General features: G+C 27.3%; 19 protein-coding genes. 11 read left to right on the top strand and 8 right to left on the bottom strand.

From position 1 onward, the window contains the following. Positions 1 to 295: 295 nt before the first annotated feature. The 6 genes from CLPA_RS06235 to CLPA_RS21115 all read left to right on the top strand — a co-directional run bounded on the left by CLPA_RS06235 (position 296) and on the right by CLPA_RS21115 (position 6,434). The gene (locus CLPA_RS06235; protein WP_003446181.1) at positions 296 to 2,008 is read left to right on the top strand and encodes a methyl-accepting chemotaxis protein; all 1,713 of its coding nucleotides are present in this window, start codon (positions 296 to 298) and stop codon (positions 2,006 to 2,008) included. Between the two features lie 194 nt (positions 2,009 to 2,202). Continuing rightward, a complete protein-coding gene (locus CLPA_RS06240; RefSeq protein WP_003446182.1) occupies positions 2,203 to 3,480 on the top strand; it encodes a M50 family metallopeptidase in 1,278 nt (425 codons plus the stop codon). Positions 3,481 to 3,868: 388 nt separating this feature from the next. Then, positions 3,869 to 4,990, top strand: a complete 1,122-nt coding sequence (locus CLPA_RS06250; RefSeq protein ID WP_152414182.1) for a hypothetical protein — start codon at positions 3,869 to 3,871, stop codon at positions 4,988 to 4,990. Continuing rightward, positions 4,977 to 5,645, top strand: coding sequence for an ATP-binding cassette domain-containing protein (locus CLPA_RS06255; protein WP_003446185.1), 669 nt, complete (start codon positions 4,977 to 4,979; stop codon positions 5,643 to 5,645). Before CLPA_RS06250 ends, CLPA_RS06255 begins: the two co-directional genes overlap by 14 nt. A 38-nt stretch (positions 5,646 to 5,683) precedes the next feature. Next, the gene (locus CLPA_RS06260) at positions 5,684 to 6,286 is read left to right on the top strand and encodes an accessory gene regulator B family protein (RefSeq protein WP_003446194.1); all 603 of its coding nucleotides are present in this window, start codon (positions 5,684 to 5,686) and stop codon (positions 6,284 to 6,286) included. After that, positions 6,276 to 6,434 (top strand): hypothetical protein, encoded by a 159-nt coding sequence (locus CLPA_RS21115; RefSeq protein ID WP_155760555.1) that lies wholly within the window; start codon positions 6,276 to 6,278, stop codon positions 6,432 to 6,434. Before CLPA_RS06260 ends, CLPA_RS21115 begins: the two co-directional genes overlap by 11 nt. 114 nt (positions 6,435 to 6,548) lie before the next feature. Here CLPA_RS21115 and CLPA_RS21120 read toward each other — a convergent pair whose 3' ends face one another. Then, positions 6,549 to 6,719 carry a hypothetical protein gene (locus CLPA_RS21120; RefSeq protein WP_003446199.1) on the bottom strand — a complete coding sequence of 57 codons (171 nt, stop codon included), beginning with the start codon at positions 6,717 to 6,719 and terminating at the stop codon, positions 6,549 to 6,551. Between the two features lie 520 nt (positions 6,720 to 7,239). Here CLPA_RS21120 and CLPA_RS06265 point away from each other — a divergent pair. Then, the gene (locus CLPA_RS06265; protein ID WP_003446201.1) at positions 7,240 to 8,577 is read left to right on the top strand and encodes a sensor histidine kinase; all 1,338 of its coding nucleotides are present in this window, start codon (positions 7,240 to 7,242) and stop codon (positions 8,575 to 8,577) included. Further along, positions 8,570 to 9,328: a LytR/AlgR family response regulator transcription factor gene (locus tag CLPA_RS06270; protein ID WP_003446203.1), complete on the top strand. Its 759-nt coding sequence runs from the start codon at positions 8,570 to 8,572 to the stop codon at positions 9,326 to 9,328. The genes CLPA_RS06265 and CLPA_RS06270 overlap by 8 nt, the downstream gene beginning before the upstream one ends. Before the next feature lie 48 nt (positions 9,329 to 9,376). Here CLPA_RS06270 and CLPA_RS06275 read toward each other — a convergent pair whose 3' ends face one another. From CLPA_RS06275 to CLPA_RS06290, 4 genes are all read right to left on the bottom strand, one after another. Further along, positions 9,377 to 9,895 carry a hypothetical protein gene (locus CLPA_RS06275; protein WP_034829403.1) on the bottom strand — a complete coding sequence of 173 codons (519 nt, stop codon included), beginning with the start codon at positions 9,893 to 9,895 and terminating at the stop codon, positions 9,377 to 9,379. Positions 9,896 to 10,100: 205 nt separating this feature from the next. Then, positions 10,101 to 10,736: a J domain-containing protein gene (locus tag CLPA_RS06280; protein WP_003446204.1), complete on the bottom strand. Its 636-nt coding sequence runs from the start codon at positions 10,734 to 10,736 to the stop codon at positions 10,101 to 10,103. A gap of 517 nt (positions 10,737 to 11,253) precedes the next feature. After that, positions 11,254 to 12,111, bottom strand: a complete 858-nt coding sequence (locus CLPA_RS06285; protein ID WP_003446205.1) for a DUF5685 family protein — start codon at positions 12,109 to 12,111, stop codon at positions 11,254 to 11,256. Positions 12,112 to 12,249: 138 nt separating this feature from the next. Beyond that, a complete protein-coding gene (locus CLPA_RS06290; RefSeq protein ID WP_003446206.1) occupies positions 12,250 to 12,786 on the bottom strand; it encodes a class IV adenylate cyclase in 537 nt (178 codons plus the stop codon). Positions 12,787 to 13,054: 268 nt separating this feature from the next. Here CLPA_RS06290 and CLPA_RS06295 point away from each other — a divergent pair, with 268 nt between their 5' ends. The 3 genes from CLPA_RS06295 to CLPA_RS06305 all read left to right on the top strand — a co-directional run bounded on the left by CLPA_RS06295 (position 13,055) and on the right by CLPA_RS06305 (position 15,998). Further along, positions 13,055 to 13,549 (top strand): DUF6106 family protein, encoded by a 495-nt coding sequence (locus CLPA_RS06295; protein WP_003446207.1) that lies wholly within the window; start codon positions 13,055 to 13,057, stop codon positions 13,547 to 13,549. A gap of 202 nt (positions 13,550 to 13,751) precedes the next feature. Beyond that, positions 13,752 to 14,789 carry a nucleoid-associated protein gene (locus CLPA_RS06300; protein ID WP_003446208.1) on the top strand — a complete coding sequence of 346 codons (1,038 nt, stop codon included), beginning with the start codon at positions 13,752 to 13,754 and terminating at the stop codon, positions 14,787 to 14,789. Between the two features lie 81 nt (positions 14,790 to 14,870). Further along, the gene (locus CLPA_RS06305; RefSeq protein ID WP_003446209.1) at positions 14,871 to 15,998 is read left to right on the top strand and encodes a MalY/PatB family protein; all 1,128 of its coding nucleotides are present in this window, start codon (positions 14,871 to 14,873) and stop codon (positions 15,996 to 15,998) included. Between the two features lie 56 nt (positions 15,999 to 16,054). On the opposite strand, the gene fba is transcribed toward CLPA_RS06305, so the two are convergent. The 3 genes from fba to CLPA_RS06320 all read right to left on the bottom strand — a co-directional run bounded on the left by fba (position 16,055) and on the right by CLPA_RS06320 (position 18,181). Further along, on the bottom strand, positions 16,055 to 16,978 hold the full coding sequence (fba, locus tag CLPA_RS06310; protein ID WP_003446210.1) for a class II fructose-1,6-bisphosphate aldolase: 924 nt from the start codon (positions 16,976 to 16,978) through the stop codon (positions 16,055 to 16,057). A gap of 120 nt (positions 16,979 to 17,098) precedes the next feature. Next, positions 17,099 to 17,479, bottom strand: coding sequence for a DUF4363 family protein (locus CLPA_RS06315; protein ID WP_003446213.1), 381 nt, complete (start codon positions 17,477 to 17,479; stop codon positions 17,099 to 17,101). A 30-nt stretch (positions 17,480 to 17,509) separates the two neighbouring features. Next, positions 17,510 to 18,181 (bottom strand): DUF421 domain-containing protein, encoded by a 672-nt coding sequence (locus CLPA_RS06320; RefSeq protein ID WP_003446215.1) that lies wholly within the window; start codon positions 18,179 to 18,181, stop codon positions 17,510 to 17,512. Between the last annotated feature and the right edge of the window lie 101 nt (positions 18,182 to 18,282).

An 18,282-nucleotide genomic window follows, 5' to 3' on the forward strand; every position in this document is an offset into this window, starting at 1 on the left:
GTGTGAATTTTCTTCAGTGGAGTTTACACAGATTTTTTTATTGAATATGTTTTAGTTAATAAATAGCTAATATTATAAACTTAATTTTAATATTATTTTTGAAAATTACAAATTTTATACGAATTATTTAATTTATTAATTACAAGTTGGTTTACTATGTATTCTATGTTATAATAAGTGGTACAAAATACTTGTTTTTATTTGGTATTTTGTAAAAAATAATAAAATTTTAGAAAAAGTTAAAATAATATATAAATTAAAATATCTAAAAATTTTTAAAAGGGATGATGTACAAATGAAAATACTAGGGAAAATAAAAGTAAGAGTAAAAATGGTATGCGCTTTTCTTATTATAACAGTATTAATTGCTGTAGTGGGAGTAATTGGAATGAGTTCATTAAAGAAGGTTAATGCAAATTCACAAGATATGTACAAAAATAGTCTGCAGAATATTTATATGCTTACAGATATGCAGAAAAATTTAATAAGGGATAAAAGTGATATAATACAATTGGTTTATCTAAAAAATCCTGTAAAAAATTTTGCATTAAAGCAGGAGATTAATACTAATGTCAGTACAAACAATATACATATAGCTAATATTGAAAAAATACCCATGAAAGATTCGGATAAAAAATTATGGGATACATATAAAAGTCAATTACAACAGTATAGAGAAGACAAAAAGAAAATTTTACAATTGGTTGACAATAATGATTTCGATGGAGCAATAAAAGAATATGAAAATTCCGTAAACAAGTGGGAGACAATGTTTCAAACTATAGATAATCTTGTAGCTACTAATTCTATGGGAGCAAAATTAACTAATGAAAATAATATGTCGGTTTATACTAATTCAAATACTAGTATTCTCATATGTATTATAGGAGGAGTTGTTCTCTCATTAATTTTAGGGTTGATTCTTACTAGAGAAATAACGAAGCCTTTGTTAAAAATAAAAGCTTTTGCAGAGAGGCTTGCTGATTTTGATTTTTCAATATTCATAGCAGTATCTGGCAAGGATGAGTTTTCTCAAACTGCAATTGCTCTTAATACTGCACAAAAAAATGTTAATAGTCTAATTAAAAATATTATACAGAATTCTCAGTATATGAATACTGCCAGTGAAAAACTTTTCTCTATGGTAGAAGAATTAAATTCAAATTTTAAAAATATAGATTCATCTACAAAACACATAACAGTTCAATTACAGGAAACCAGTGCTTCTTCTGAAGAAATTAGTGCTTCAGTACAGGAGGTAGATGCAAGTATTAATCAATTGATGGAGAGATCAATGGAAGGAAGTAATAATGCCAATGAATCTAAAGAAAATGCTAAAAGTGTAAAGACTAAAGTAGAAAATTCTATAAAACAGATAAGGGATTTATATGATGAAAAAAGAAATAAGATTTTAAAATCCATAGAGGATGGAAAGGTAGTAGAGAATATAAAGGTTATGTCAAATGCAATTGCAGATGTTTCTAAACAGATAAATCTGCTGGCTCTTAATGCTGCTATTGAAGCTGCCAGGGCGGGTGAACAGGGCAAAGGCTTTGCAGTAGTTGCAGAAGAGGTTAGGAAGCTTGCTGAACAGTCAGCGGAATTAGTGACAGAAATTCAAGATACTATTTTAAAAGTTCAAAAGGCTTTTAAAAATCTTTCAATTAACAGCAATGAAGTACTAAGATTTATAAACGAAAATATTAATGCGGATTTGGAGGATTTTGAAAATATGGGGAACCAATATTATGATGAAGCAAATTTTGTGAGTTCTATGACGGAAGAAATAGCTGCTATGACAGAAGAAATAAATGCTACTGTAGATCAAGTTAGTACAGCAGTACAAGGTATGGCAGGAGCCGCTCAAAAATCCTCTGAAAATGCAGATACTATAAAAGATAGCATAGTGGAAGTAACGGAGAGTATAGAACAAGTTTTTAAAACCTCACAAGACCAGGCTGAACTTGCACAAAAACTTAATGAGGCAACACAAAAATTTAAGATATAATAACTGATGAAAATTAATTTAAAGATCAGAATTGCAAAGAATTCTGATCTATATTTTTGTTTTAAATTAATAATATATGAAGGTTTATGACAAAAAAACAATAGTTTATTACAATATTAACAAAAAGTACATGAAATATGATATTATATATGGAATATGCAGATAAATACTTGAAATGAGAGGACTATCATAAGATGGAACAGATAAGAGAGTACACATTAATTGAGGATAAAAAAGTCAAAAGAATATTTAATATAATGATTTTTATATTATTTGTCAGTATCTGTGCTTTTGGAAGCTTTGAGCTTCTTAAGATACAAATATATAACCAGCACAAAGATGATTTGAATTTTTTACATATTGTATTAAAAATTATAATTATTTTATATATGTCTATCTTCATACATGAATTGGGGCATTTAGTTATAGCGAGAATATATAAATATGATCTGAAGTTTTTCTGTGCAGGGCCATTTTTTATATTAAAAGATAAGGGGAAATTAAAATTTAAAATTAAAATAACAGCATTTTTATTTGGGGGAGCCACAGGGATCGATCTACAAGCCTCTGTAAAATCAGAAGAAGATTTTATAAAACTGAAGAAAGAATTTAAAAGTTTTTTATTAGGTGGTTGTATATTTAATGGACTATTTGCAATAATAGGTACATTTTTAATGCTCAATAATACTACTATTGATGTTGGATTTATTATAGTGCTTATAAATATATTATCAATTATAGGATGTATTTTTCCTTTAGGAGATATAGAAAAGATAATAATTTTAAATAAAAATTCTGAACATATTTTCTTATTTATGCAAAATGATTTATCAATAAATTATGCAGTTAATGATTTCTATAGAGAAAAGATAGTTGACTTTGTAAACATAAGATTAATGGCAGGTCAATATAACTATGATGTATTAACTTGTATGCTTAGTTTAATTGAATATAACATAGTACACCATAAGCCGCAGCCAGAGGAATTTAATAGATTTCTTTATTGGTTAATACATAATCATGAAACTCTAAAATCTCAGCATAAATTTCTTATAAGACATAAAATTAACAGTATAATTACAAGAATAATTGATTTTAGGTTGTTACCTGAAGACTTGATAGAAGGAAAAAAAGTAAAAGTTATGAGGACAATAAAAGAGGCTCGGAATAGTGCATATATTGAGTTTGAGGAATATAGAAAGAATAAGAATATTTTAGAGAGTAAAAGAGTTTTTCAAGAAAAAAGCACGTATATTAAAAAGAAAAACACAAAAATTTCCACAAAAAAGCACATTATCATCGATAATGTTATTTCAATAGCTATAGGACTTGTTCTATACATAATTATTATTTTTATAAATCCATCAATCAATGAAGTGAATTCAATAATAGATATTTTAATCTTTGCAGTTTGTTTTGTAATAGGAGATATGATTTATAAAACAATAAAAAAATATATTAAGAGAGAGTAGATGTAATGGAGTTAAAAAGGACAAAGATGCTCATAAAAATAATAATTAATGATTTAAAAGAAAGCAGTATTTTTTCGAATACAATACTTAACGTAATAATAAAAATTTTCCTATGCCTAGGAGTTTTTTGTGGAGTTTATAATCTGTCTAAAGTATTAAAAAGTAATATGCAATTTAATAAATTTATTACTTTAATTATTTGTGTAAATGTTATTTTAATTTATTTAATAAATTTGATTATTCATAAAATTATTATACAGGAAATAAAAAGGATTCCATAATAATATTTTTAAAAAGAGAAAGATTCAACTATATAAAGGCAAGAATAGATTTATTTATAATAAAGATTTTAATTTGTTTTGTAGTACCTTTTATAATGCCTATTTTTATGATACATGAAAATCTAATAGGGATGACAATACTTTTTATATTAATAATAGCAAGTTATTATTTCTTGAATGGAATTTTAATATTTGGAATAAATTATATAAGCTTTAGAGCTAAAAGCTCTATTTCTATAAAAATTTTATACTTGTTCATTTCAATTATTCTATTGTCAGCTTTTATATTTATTGCATCGTATATGACATTTCTAATGTTATCTATAGTTGTAAAACAAGGTATGGCTGCTATAAATTTTAAAATAAGTTTTATTCATATGTTGATTTTGGCAGTAATTTTATGTGTGATATTGATGATTTTATACATATCCATGTGTAATTTTATAAATAAGAATTTATATATATTTTTTTATGATGTACAAGCAGAGGACAAATGTGAAAGTGAAGTTGGAAATAGGTTGATTAGCAGCAGATATTTGAAAAATAAAATACTAATAAAGGATTTAATTGAATTTCACAGAAGAAAATCCATGCTAAAAATTATTGGGTTTATAGTACAGGGACTAGCTTTTGGATTTATGTGTTACATTTATTTAGAAGATCAAACTAATATATATAATTTTATTAATTCTATTCCAATAATAAATTTAATTATACTTTTTCAAATTATTCCGATTACTCTTATATATATATTAATTAGTTACCAGAATATAAAAGTAAAAGATGAGTTGTCTTCTTTAAAACAATTTTCTATAAAAGTAAATATTAAATATATAATAATTGGAAAAAGCAATTATTTATTTTCAATATCAATTGCTCCTTTACTTATAGGAATGACAATATTGTTTTTCAGAAATATAAGCATAAGATTTTTCATTGAGATGATTTATATTATACTTCCAATAACATTTTTTGCAAAATTTTTATCTATATTTACCATAAAATTTATTCTCATGAAAGAAAAATTGAAAGAATTTAAATTAATTATTTTGTTCATAGTTATAGTGTTTAATACAGCTATATTAATATTTACTATGAATCCTGACAATACAATTATACTAAAAAATGTCTATAATATAATTTTTATTCTCTTCAATATTATTTTATATTACACAGAGGTACTGGGATTGATTATATTCAGAAAGTGGTGGGAAAGTGCTGAAAATTAGAGGGTTAAATTATTCCTATGATAATGTTAAAAATGTTTTGGATAATATAAATTTTACAATTGAAGAGGGAAAGGTATATTGCTTGCTTGGAGAAAATGGATCAGGTAAAACTACTCTATTTAAATGTTTGAATGGTGAAGTTAAATGCAATCTAAAGAAAATAGTTTGTAATGATGATATATTGTTTATTCATGATGAAATGAAATTTTATTATTATTTAACAGGAAAAGAATATATAAGTCTTATAATGAATTTTAAAAGTAGAAGTTTTAATAAGGAATATTATGAGTATTTGCTATATAAGTTAAAAATGGAGGATAAAATTAACAATAAAATATTCAGCTATTCCCTAGGAATGAAACATAAGCTGGTATTAATTACAGCATTTTTACTGAATTATAAATATATTTTAATGGATGAACCTTTTACTGCTCTAGACTATATTTCATCGGAAATAGTGATAGATATTGTTAGAGAATATGTAAAAAAGAATAGAGCAATTGTCATATCAACTCATATGCTTGATATAGCTCAGGAAATAGGAGATAAAATTCTTCTTTTAAAGGATGGAAAGATAGTTGAACTGGAAAATTCCTTTGAAAATTCAAAGGAATTAAAGAAAAAAATAAAGGAAATAAACGAAAAATTATTGTAAAGAAAATTCAAAATAATAAAAAACAGAGAGCTGATAAAATGAATTTTATAGAAATGTTATCAGAAAGTATTGTCTTGAAATTAAATAGAAATTTAAATAAAGAAGGTTTAGAACTTCAGAAAATGAAACTAGGTATAGAAATACTACTAATCAATATATCTAAGTTGATAATAATAATGTCAGCATCAATATATTTTAATCTAATAAAACAAACAGCATTTATGATAATAATTTTTGCAGTTATGAGAAGAAATGCTTTTGGACTTCATGCTAAAAATAGTGTTGTATGTACCATAATGTCTCTTACAATGTTTGTTTTTGGAGCTTATTTAAGTTCTTTTATAAAATTAAATAATTATATAGTTTTTATAGCATTTGTAATAATGAGTTTTCTCTTTTTCAAATATGCGCCATCTGATACTGAAAAACATCCTTTGTTAGGAAAGAAATTAAGAAATAAACTTAAGAAAAATTCAGTTTTAAATTGTATTTTATTAATGATAATAGTTTTAGTAATGTCTAGCAAAGAAATAAAGACTTTAAGCGTTTTTACTGTGGCCTTTGAAGTAATAAGTATATTGCCAGTAACATATAGAATACTAAAAAGGAGTTGGAAAAATTATGAGAAATATGAAAGCTAAAATTTCTGATTTTACTGAAAAATTTGCTGATGTTATAGGAGAAGTTTCTATAAAAATAAGTGATAAAACTTGTGAAAAATGTTTTATTCTAGGTATATATGAACCCAATATTCCAATTGAAATATTAAAGGAAAATGCAAGAAAATAAGTAAAATAATAATAAAATTTATGAAAAAGTAACTATTCAGCTATGCTTACAGCATAGTCTGAATTTTGATACACAAAAAAGGGGTATCTAAAAAAATACCCCTTACTAAAAGGTTTAAGTTAAAGTAGGATCAATAGGCTTACCTGTAAAAGCAGATTCTAAACATTCAATAGTATTCTTAGAGTGCTTACGCACAGTAGATATATAGCCACGAATTCTTGCAAAGAATTTTGATCCAGAGGAACTTCTAAATGTACCAGAAACTTTTTGTTTTACCTTTGTCATGCGAATTACTATTTTTATTGACTTGACTTTCTAATGACTTTACACGCTCGTTTAGAGTTTTGTTATCTTTAGAAAGTGTTTCTACTTGAGAATTAAGTGTTTTAATTTCATTTGATAACTCTTTAATAACACCTATAACTTCAGATATACCTTTATTATAAATCTCAATAATTTTACCTTAGCTCACTACGTGTAATCACCTCTATCATTAGTTTTTCAAGACATGTTCTATAATATCAAAAATTTATGATAAAGAGAAGAGTTGTTTTTCATTAATCCAATATTATCACGAAAATAAATTAATGTTAATGCCTGAACAGTTACATGAAAAATATTTAACAAAATTTAAATTGAAGCAATAGTAACAAGAAAAATTTTATACTAGGATAATGAGATTTGTGAAATAGACTAAATGTAGTTTGTTTCACTTTTATTTTTTATTTATAATTTTAATATTAGATTATTTTGTCATAATGTGTTATAATTTTAAAAAAAGAAATTAAGGAGTATTTTGTAAAATATGCAATTATATATTAAGATGATTGGTACAATTTTTCTTGTTTATGTAGGAATGATGAATTTAAACTTATACAAATTTAAAACAAAACAAATTTTATTAATGATAGGTATAACAGAAGTAATTTCATCAATTTTAGTAGTACACTTAGGACAATTTATAGCGTTGATACCAGTACTAGCTATTCCAATGCTAATACTTTATAAGAATAATATAAATATAGTGAAAAGTACTGTATTACCTATATTTTCGATAATAATTGTTGTAATTTCAGATTATGTACTTACTAGCATTATTGTTTATTTTTTTAATACTGATATGTATGCTATGAGCAATGACATTAAATCATATTGGAGTTTGTATATATTAGAATTAATTTTGGTATTTATCACAAGTAAATTTTTAGGCAGTATAATAAATAAAAAAATGAAAATATCCAATCTGAAGATTAAAGGCAAATTTTCTTTTCTCATTATTATAAGTTCAATACTTACCCTTATAATAATGTATGCTAATATAATTTTAGAAGATAAGTTGGGTTTTGAAAGTGACATTATTAGAATAAATGCATTAATGTTTTCTGTATATTTTATAATGCTATTAGTGATAATGTACATATTATTCACAAGTATAAGAAAAGAATTAGAATTAAAGAATAAGCAGGGGTTATACAATAATTTACATGAGTATACCAATAATTTAGAAAAACTATATACAGATATGAGAAAATTTAAGCACGATTATGCTAATATTTTATCTTCTATGCTGGGTTATATGGAGAGTAATGATATGGAAGGTCTTAAAAAGCATTTTAATGAAAATATTGTTCCTTTGGGAAGAAAAATGGAGGCTAATAATTTTAAATTAGGAGTTTTAAAAAATATAAAAATTCCAGAGATAAAAGGTATATTATCTTCAAAATTAATTATGGCTCAGGAATTAAGTATTGACACATTTATTGAAATCACAGAACCCATAGATTACATAAATATAGATATTATAAATATTAGCAGATGCCTTGGAATTCTACTTGACAATGCAATAGAGGCTGCTGAAAAAAGTGACAAGCCATTCATAAAGCTAGCAATTATAAATACAAAAACTTCTGTACTCATAGTTATAAGTAACAGTTGTGCAGAGATAATACCACATATACATAGAATTTACCAAAAAGGTTTTTCAACTAAAGGGAATAATAGAGGATTGGGACTTAATATATTAAAGGATATAACTAATAAATATGAAAATGTGTATGTTGATACAGCAATACAAAATGGAGAATTTAAGCAGCAGCTTGAAATTGGAAAGACTATGGAAAGTGCAGGTGTTGTAAATGCTTAAAATATTCATATGTGAAGATGATGATATACAGAGAAGTAGATTTACTGAAATAATTGAAGATTTTATAGTAATTAGAAATTTTGATATGGAAGTAGCTTTAGCAGCTAAAAATCCAGAGGATATTATTGATTATTTAAGTAAAAATGATATATCTGGATTATATTTTTTGGACATAGATTTAAGTCATTCTATAAATGGTATTGAGCTGGCTGCTAAAATAAGAGAATATGATCCTAGAGGTTTTATTGTATTTATAACTACCCATGGGGAAATGGCTCCACTGACCTTTAAATATAAAGTAGAGGCTATGGATTATATAGTAAAGGACAATTATGAAAATTTAAAAGATAGCATAAAAAAATGTATAATTGATGCCAATACAAAATATTCAGGTACAATAAATAAACTTCAGAAGAATTTTAATATAAAGATTAATGATAGGATTATAAATGTGGAATTTAGGAAGATATTATTCTTTGAAACCTCCAGAACTATACATAAGATATTACTTCATGCTGTAGGTAGACAGATTGAATTTTATGCTAAAATGAAGGATATTGAGAAGGAATTGGATGAGAGATTCTTTAGGTGTCACAGATCCTATATAGTTAACAGGGACAATATAGAGGAGATTGATGCAAAGAAAAAAGTTGCTCATATGATAAATGGTGAGAAGTGTCTGGTATCTGCTAGGTCATTGAAGCAAGTTCTTAATTCAGGTGGGGATTTTTTTACCCCATCTGAATTTTAGAACTGCAAATGCATGGCTAACTTGACGTCGAACTTCCCACTTGATTTTTTATTTAAGTCTTTTTAAATAGTTTTTATTCACATAGGAAATAAACAGAGTGAGAGCATAGTCATAAAGCAGGAAAACAACCTCCATAGCAATTATTAAAACAGCAACTGGAAATTTTATTGCAGCTATTATGTCTACTACAAATATAAGTTTGTATATAAGATAGATAACCGCACCACATAGATTTGCAAATATAAGTTTTAATAATATTTCTAAGGGCAGTTTGTTTACTTTTTCTATATAGTATTTTATGAAACCATAACTTCCAAAGAATATTATATAGGACAATACATTTAATTTTATTCCAAGCAGCAAAAGGGATAATAGTGATGTGGCCGCATAAATAGTTATACTGTTTCTGAAATTTGTAGTTATTATGGAAATTGGAATTATGCAGGAAACTATTACAAGAATAAAGAATTTATTTGTAGGTAATATGTTGGAGAGATATATAAACAGCAGAGATAGTGCTGTATATAATCCTCCTTTGGTTATATTACTGGTTCTTGTTTTTGCCATAAAATAACCTGGTTAAGAAAAATTGGACAAACTTAACCATGCACTCCTTTCTATCTTTATTATATTTTTTATTTCTCCCAACTTTTAAAACATATATACATTATTAAATCTCCATAATAATTTACAAGATTTAATTCCATATCTTTTTAATATTTTTCCTTTAATGTATAACTTTGTCTAAGCATTTGATAACTATTTAAAGTTCCTAACAGCCTCCGCCCATGCAGTCGCAAAGCTGATCAGCACACCATATACTTACGCAGATTTTGCAGCAGTCATCTCGGTCATTTCCACCTCTATTGAAATAAGGATCTCTATAGGTATTATTTCTTTGATTTAGAGCTTGAAAAGCATCTCTATATTCCGGGTTCTGAGGATTAAGGTTATAAGCCATAGTTATATAGGATTGGGCGTTGTCATACCATCCTTTTCTCATGCACACACTTCCCATAAGAAAATTCCATTCTGCATCTCTGATTTTTACACCAGCCAATTTTTGCTCTGCAGAAGATAAATTACCGTTGTTTATATCTACTCTTACAGAATTATATAAGTCAGCATTAGTACCTGAATACTGTGAATTATAATCTTGATTGTAGTTTTGATTACCACTTGTATTGCTATTGTTATAACTGCTATTTCTTTTACTGGAATTACTGTTCTTTAAAAGATAATCATAGGCTTCATTTATTTCTCTCATTTTTTCTTCGGCAAGATCCTTTAAAGGGTTATTGCCATACTGGTCAGGATGATATTTTTTTGCCAATTCTCTGTAAGCTTTTTTTATTTCTGCTTCAGAAGCACCTTCCTTTATTTCCAGTACTTCATAGGGATTTCTCATGTATTGTTTCCTCCTCGCGTTTCTTGTTAAGTATTAATTATATAAACAGAGTTCTTTGTTTCAGGTGGAGTTTTTTTGTTACGACAGCTAAAACTTACTAACAGAGTTCTTAGTATCGCTTTGTGATACTTAGAAATCGTTGTCCTTTAGGGTAAATCATTATCCAGGGACGTAGCAACCGTTATCTCCCACTTTATAGAAAAGTAGAGAACCCAAATTTTAATTTGGTGTGAATCACTGTACAGAGTGCACTGGGAGTATTACGGATGGTAGTCATCGGATAAATTACACATTAAATTTATCTAGATTCAATGAAGAATTAATAAACCTTAGTAATAATGTTTTAAACACACTATAATTAATTTTAACAAATTAATTGTAAAAATACTATGTAAGTTGTGTATATTTTTAACTTTTAAATAAATTTGTTCTTTAAACTTTGATATTTGAACTTTTTATTTAATTGATTACTATCAACTTTCCAATAAAAAACTGCTTATCAATTTTCTAATATGGTTCATTCTAAAATAAATACTCTATCCATTTTTTCAAGAAGACCAAGTTGTAATATATTATAAAGTATATCTTTGTTTGTCTTAAGAGGTAATTTATTAAGACATTCAAAGCAGCTTCTTGCACAGGTAACTAATATAAAGTCTATTCTATCCTTAATAAAAATCTTAAATTCTTTAAAAGGAAGATTATTAGTATTAAAAATGGAAGCTACAGCATTAAATTTACCTTTTTTCATGTCTTCTTCCAAATCATCAAAGGCATCTATTATGTATATCCATTTGCCTAGATTGTATCCAAGAGTATAGAGAATATCCTTATGCTCCTTGAGCTTAGGGTAAGAGCTTAGCACAAAGGCAGTAAGTTCGGCAAAGGGATGTGAAAGTTCATCTATACTTACTTTTGATTGAGAGTCTTCCAATTTATATAATTCATTTAATTTTTCTCTTATAAAATTACTGTGTACTTTAAGTTTCTTTGGGAATTTTTTGAAGTAATTCTTTAGAAAAAATGCAGATAAACTACTGACTTTTGATTTATCATCTTTAACATCATCTGTAAGTTTAAAATATGCTAAAGCTACATTTAAAAAACTGGCATAATCCAAAGCGGAATTATTAATTATAAAATTTTTCTTTTGCAGAGGATGAGCTATGCAATTCCCTGAATGAATTTTGCAGGGTTCACTTTCCAAAGCATCTAAAAGTATTGCTACAAAAGTCATATCGTAGTTTACTGCCAATCTTGGAATGGTTCCATAGTTCTTTTTTATTGAAAGGCAGAGACCACAATAATAGGCTTTAAATTTTTCATAGTCTTTTACTTTAAGTTCGCCTTTTAAAGGCAATACATATCCAAACATTATGAAGTTTTAGCACTCCTTTTTAATAAAATTTTCAATTGAAAGTTAATAATATATAGAGATATAACTTAAAATATAAGTTTAAAATTCATTTATAATTATATACATTAATATCTATAATTAAATATTAACATTATATTATTTTGAATATTCTTTAATTAATTGGTATATGGTTTTTGAAGTAGTATCTTCCATACTGTATCCCAAAAGATTCACCACTTCTTCCAATTCCTTTTCATTATCAGTTTCTATTTCAATATAGGGGAAAGGACAAAAAGATTTATCGTTTATATCTATTTCAATGAGAGTATTTTTATATCTGTAGCTTTCTCGGGATTTTTTTATGCTGCTTTTAAGTATAAGTCCAAGAGATAAAAATATATTACTGCCTGCAGCAGCATCGCTTATTATTACTTCATTTTCTTCCATTACTTTATATTTTTCCTGACTTATAAGTTTCTTTGTAGTCATATAATAACGAGTTTCACTTTTTAGTAGATCTTCTACAATTCTTATTCGGGCATAGCCTTTATTTTTTAAAAGTCTATTATCTGGAAAATCATACAAGTTATTTATTTGGTTTTCTAGTTTTACTTTTTCAGCATTTATATTCTTTAATTTAGATCTTATTTCAGATATATTTATATGAGTTATTTTAGTTTCTATTTCCTTCAAGAAATTCACCTCTTTAGTTTTAAACAATTAATTATGCTAAATAATATTTATAGATATTATAACATAGTGTAGTTATATAAATAAGAAGGTATGCTAAATATATAATAATTAAAATATACAATTAAAAACATAATTATATATATTAATAGTAAAGAAGTTTGATCTGTTCATTGATTATTAAAAAAGCCGTGATTATTATAAGTTCAGATTAAAAGTCTAATATGTTATAATTAAAATATATTCAAATATTAGGGGGGGACAGAAAAATATGGACAATTTTTATGAACAATTTGTGGGACGAAAAGATAGCAAATTTTATAATTTTATTAATGTTTTGGTATATGGTTTTTGTATTATAGCTTTGCTTTTCTTTGCTATAGCAAAGGTCTTTGCTTTTATTGTATTCCTTATCATTGGATCCGGAATTTTTTTAGCCAAGAAAAAACTATATACTGAATACGAATATAGTTTTACTAATGGAGAAATAGATATTGATAAAATAACTGACAGGAGTAATAGAAAATCAGTAGCTAATTTTAACATAAATGATATTGAAATTATGGCAAAGGCAGATAGTGATATTATAAAGAATGGTAATTTTAGTTACGAGAAAGAACTTAATTTTTATGTTAATCACAATAAGGGTGCTGTATACAGCATATATGTTGCCTGTAATAAAGGAAAGTTAAAGATAAATTTTGTACCAGATAAAGAATTTGTGGATTTGTGTTATTTACTTAATCCTAGAAAAGTAAATAAGTAGGCTGTTAAATAAGCATTAAATGCAATAATTTAAAATGAAAATAAAAATGATTGTTTTACTTGATAAAAATTCCTTTAATAAAGTATAATTAGTTCTTGGTGTCTAAAGTAAGATACTGAGAACTATATTTGTTCAAGAACTATAATAATTGTTATTCATACTTAAATAAAATTTTAACTTAAAATATTTGGAGGTAAAAAGTTTGGAGTACGTTAGTGAGGTAAATCTGAATGAAGCTATTATTCACATTCTGGATAATAATGCGGAGGAACCAGTATATAATGAATATATACTGGAACTTTCAGATGAAACTTATGAATATATATTGAAACATATACAGAAATCTCTTAAGGATGAGGAATTAAAATATGCAGTGTTTAACAAAGATAGAAATATTGTCAAGGAACTTTCTCAGGAATATCTAAGTGGTCAGGGAGATTTTATAGCCATATCAAAGGAAATTTCAAAACAGCTTTTTATATTGATGAAGTCTAATGGTAATATACCTTCTTGTGATTTAATTGTAGTATCTATTTCCACGGAATTTGGACCTATGCTGGCAATTTTAAAAATGGATTATATCAAAAATTATACCCATAATGTAGATTTTTTAGAAGATAAAATAGGTATAAGTATAGTACCTCAATTTATAGGTCTTCCTTCAGGGGGACAGAGACTGCAAAAATGTGCCTTTATAAAGCTTATTTCTGAGGAAAATAAATTTGATTTAATGGTTATAGACAAGCAAAGCAAGAGTAAAGAGGGAGAGGATTATGGTTCAAATTATTTTATAAGTAATTTTTTGGGTTGTTCTATAATTGAAAATGAAAGAGATATTACTCGTAATTTTATTAAAAATGCTGAAAAGTGGACAAGAGATAATTTAAAAGATAATGCAGAAACCGCCGAAGTTGTAAGATCCTCATTGAAAAGAAAGCTCAAGCAGGAAGATAAAATTGATATTAATGAATTTTCAAAGGATGTCTTTGGAGAAAGCAGGGATGCAGCTGAAAATTTTGTTCAATATATAAAAGATCAGGGAGTAAATGATCAGATAGAAGTAGACAAACAATGGGTAGAGAATAAGTTAAAGAGAGTAAGGCTTAAGCTGGATAAGGATATTGATATTTATATAAATGAGGAAACCTATGATGACAGTTCCAGATTTGAAATTGTTAGAAATGGCGATGGAACTATAAACATGGTTATTAAGCATATTAAGAATTATATAGAGAAGTAAAGAATCCCTAATTCTTAATTCTTAATTTTTAACTTTCCACTTTTCACTATCAACTTTCAACTGAAAAAAAGGGGTGATAATATGAATTTTGATTTTGATTCTATGGTAAATAGAAGAGGTACTAACAGTATTAAATGGGATACAGTTCCTGAAGATTATATTCCGCTTTTTATAGCAGATATGGATTTTAAATCTCCACCTGCTGTTATTGAAGCTTTGGGAAAAAGAGTAGCTAATGGGTTCTTTGGATATACAAAGCCTGGTGAGGAAGTTTATGATGCTATTTTTAAATGGTTTTATAGAACTTATGGATTTCAGTTAAAGAAATCCTGGATAACTTGGCTGCCTGGAGTAGTGCCTGCCCTTAGAGTAGCAAGTGCTATGGGGGGTGGAGATGTAATAACCAATACTCCAAATTATTCTATGCTGCTTTCTGCACCTATAAAAGCTGGAAGACGTAGAATTGATTCTCCTTTAAAGCTTGGGAGCAGAGGTTATGAAATTGACTTTGAAGATTTGGAAAAGCGAATTACTCCTGAAACAAGGGTATTTTTACTTTGTAATCCTCATAATCCTGTAGGAAGAATATATACTAGGGAAGAGCTGTTTAAAGTAGCTGAATTCTGCCATAAGCATGATTTGATTTTGGTATCGGATGAAATCCATTGTGAATTGGTTTTTGACAGAGCTCATATACCTACGGTAACTACAGGAGATATTGCCCTTGAGCGTTCAATTACCCTTATGAGTCCTGGGAAGACTTATAATTTGCCGGGAATTCCTATTGCTTTTGCCATTATTCCAAATAGAAAGCTTAAAAAGGCTTTTGAGGCAGCAGGCTATGCAATGCCACATCCTGGACCATTGAACTACGAAGTTTGCAGAGCTGCTTATGGAGAGTCAGAGGAGTGGAAGAGAGAATTATTGGGTTATTTAAAGAATAATCGTGATTATTTGGAAGGTGAATTTGCTAAAAGATTTCCAAAGGTGATTTATAATCATTCAGAGGGAACTTATCTTGTTTGGATTGATTTTAGGCCCCTTGGAATAGAAAATCCATTTCAATATTTTTACGATAAAGCTAAAATTGTATTTACAGATGGAAAAGACTTTGGTGAGGAAGGTTTTGTAAGACTTAATTTTGCTTGCCCAAGGAAATTATTAGAGCAGGCCCTTGATAGGATTGAAGAGGCTGTGAAAGAGATATAAAAAAATGTCTCACAATGTATGGCTATACACATTGTGAGACATTTTTTTATTTTAAATTATAGAGTGTTTTCTGAACCTAAAACATCTGTAATTTTAGCTTCTACTGTAGCTTGGATTGCTTCTCTTCCAGCTCCACAGTATTTTCTTGGATCGAATTCTTTTGGAGTATCTCCGAATACTTTTCTTATACCAGCTGTGAAAGCAAGTCTTAGGTCTGTATCCATGTTGATTTTACATACAGCCATAGATGAAGCTTTTCTTAACATGTCAGTAGGTATTCCCTTTGCACCAGCTATGTTTCCGCCATATTTGTTACAAGTTTCAACAGCAGCAGGATCAACAGCTGAAGCTCCGTGAAGAACTATTGGGAATCCTGGTAATTTACCTTGGATTTCTTCTAATATGTCAAATCTTAATTTAGCTTCTCCAGCAAATTTAAATGCACCATGACTTGTTCCAATAGCTATTGCTAATGAATCAACTCCAGTTCTGTTTACGAAATCAACTGCTTGATCTGGTTCAGTGTATACATGAACGTCACTTTTAACGTCATCTTCAACTCCAGCAAGTACTCCAAGTTCAGCTTCAACTACAACACCGTGAGCGTGAGCATAATCAACTACTTCTTTAGTTTTAGCTACATTTTCTTCATATTCATAGTGTGAACCATCGAACATAACAGAAGTGAAACCTGTTTCAATAGCTAATTTAACTGTTTCAAAATCTGGACCGTGATCTAAGTGAAGAGCAAGATCGATTCCTGTATCAGCTATAGCAGCGTCAACCATTGCTTTTAAATATTTTGGACCAGCATATTTTAAAGCACCTGAGGATACTTGTAATATAACTGGTGATTTTTTAGCTTTTGCAGCGTTAACAACACCTTGTATTATTTCCATATTATTGATGTTAAAAGCACCTATTGCGTAATTACCTTCATAAGCTTTTTTAAACATTTCCTTAGTAGTAACTAATGCCATCTTAAAATTCCACCTTTCAAACTTAAATGGGGACGATTTGAGTCCCAGTGGGACATTCCCCTAAACTTATTATAATTCAAATGAAGATTATTTTCCATAGTTTAAGCATAATAATTTTCATTAAAATACATTTTGTATGTTAAATTTCTCTAATTTCCTAATCCTTTCTATTAAAAATTGTATAGTATTAGCAGATGCTAAGGCTTCCTCTTTATTTTTACATTTTATATATTCTTCTAGTTTATGCTCTTCTATACTTATATCATCAATTAAAGTGTGATTTACAAATAGAGAGAAATTATCAGCATACATGTGCCAATCTTTAGATAGTTTATTAGATAATTTATCTGCTTTTTCCCAATTATTATTATATATATACTTTTTAACTGAATTATTAGATGAATACATATTATAAGAAGTTTTATTTAAGTAATTTAAGGAAATAAAGCAGACAAATATCATGGATATAAATAGAATAAAGGTTATTACAATATTTTTCATTAGATTATCTCCTTGTTTAATATAAGTTTTTTATTTATAAAGTTGTGTATAAAATTTTCCTTGTGAATCTACAAGAGCAATAAATACATCTTTAGATGAATTTATATTTTTACTTCTGAGGGTGGACATGAGCCATTTTTCGTCCCTATTTATAATTTTTAGATTTTTCTTATTGACCACACCATCCAATATTAAAGTTACTGGAATAGTATCCTGCTTACATTTAATATTAACATCTTCTTTAGTAGCATTTGAAAGTTCTGTTTTAGGTATTATAGACAGCTGCCCGCTGGTTTCCAGTATGGCAAATTCTATGTCTTGAAGATTATAATATCCTTTAAGTCGCACTTCTTCCAGTAAATCATTCATATTTAATCGTTGACTCCTCAGTTCATTTATATCTACTTTACCCTTGTTAATAAGTATACTGGGCTTACCTGATATTACTAAACGGGCATTTTGACTTTTTAATTGCAATATAGAAACAATTATTTCTATAAATAATAAGGTTACTATAGGTATAATTCCATGGATAATGGGTATTCTTGTATCCTGCATTGGAAGTGAAGCTAAATCAGAAATTATTATAGTTATTGCAAGCTCAAAGGGCTGCAATTGACCAATTTGTCTTTTCCCCATTAATCTCATTACTATAACCAATAAAATATACAATATAGTGGTTCTTATCATAAGAATAAACATAAAATCTCTGCTACTCAAAATATGGTCAAACGTATCCATATTGAGATTTTTACTGCTTCGATGTACTCTGCCTTGCCGAGGCTACTACAGTTTGTATAGCA

The organism is Clostridium pasteurianum DSM 525 = ATCC 6013 (genome assembly GCF_000807255.1).
Classification (GTDB): domain Bacteria; phylum Bacillota; class Clostridia; order Clostridiales; family Clostridiaceae; genus Clostridium_I; species Clostridium_I pasteurianum.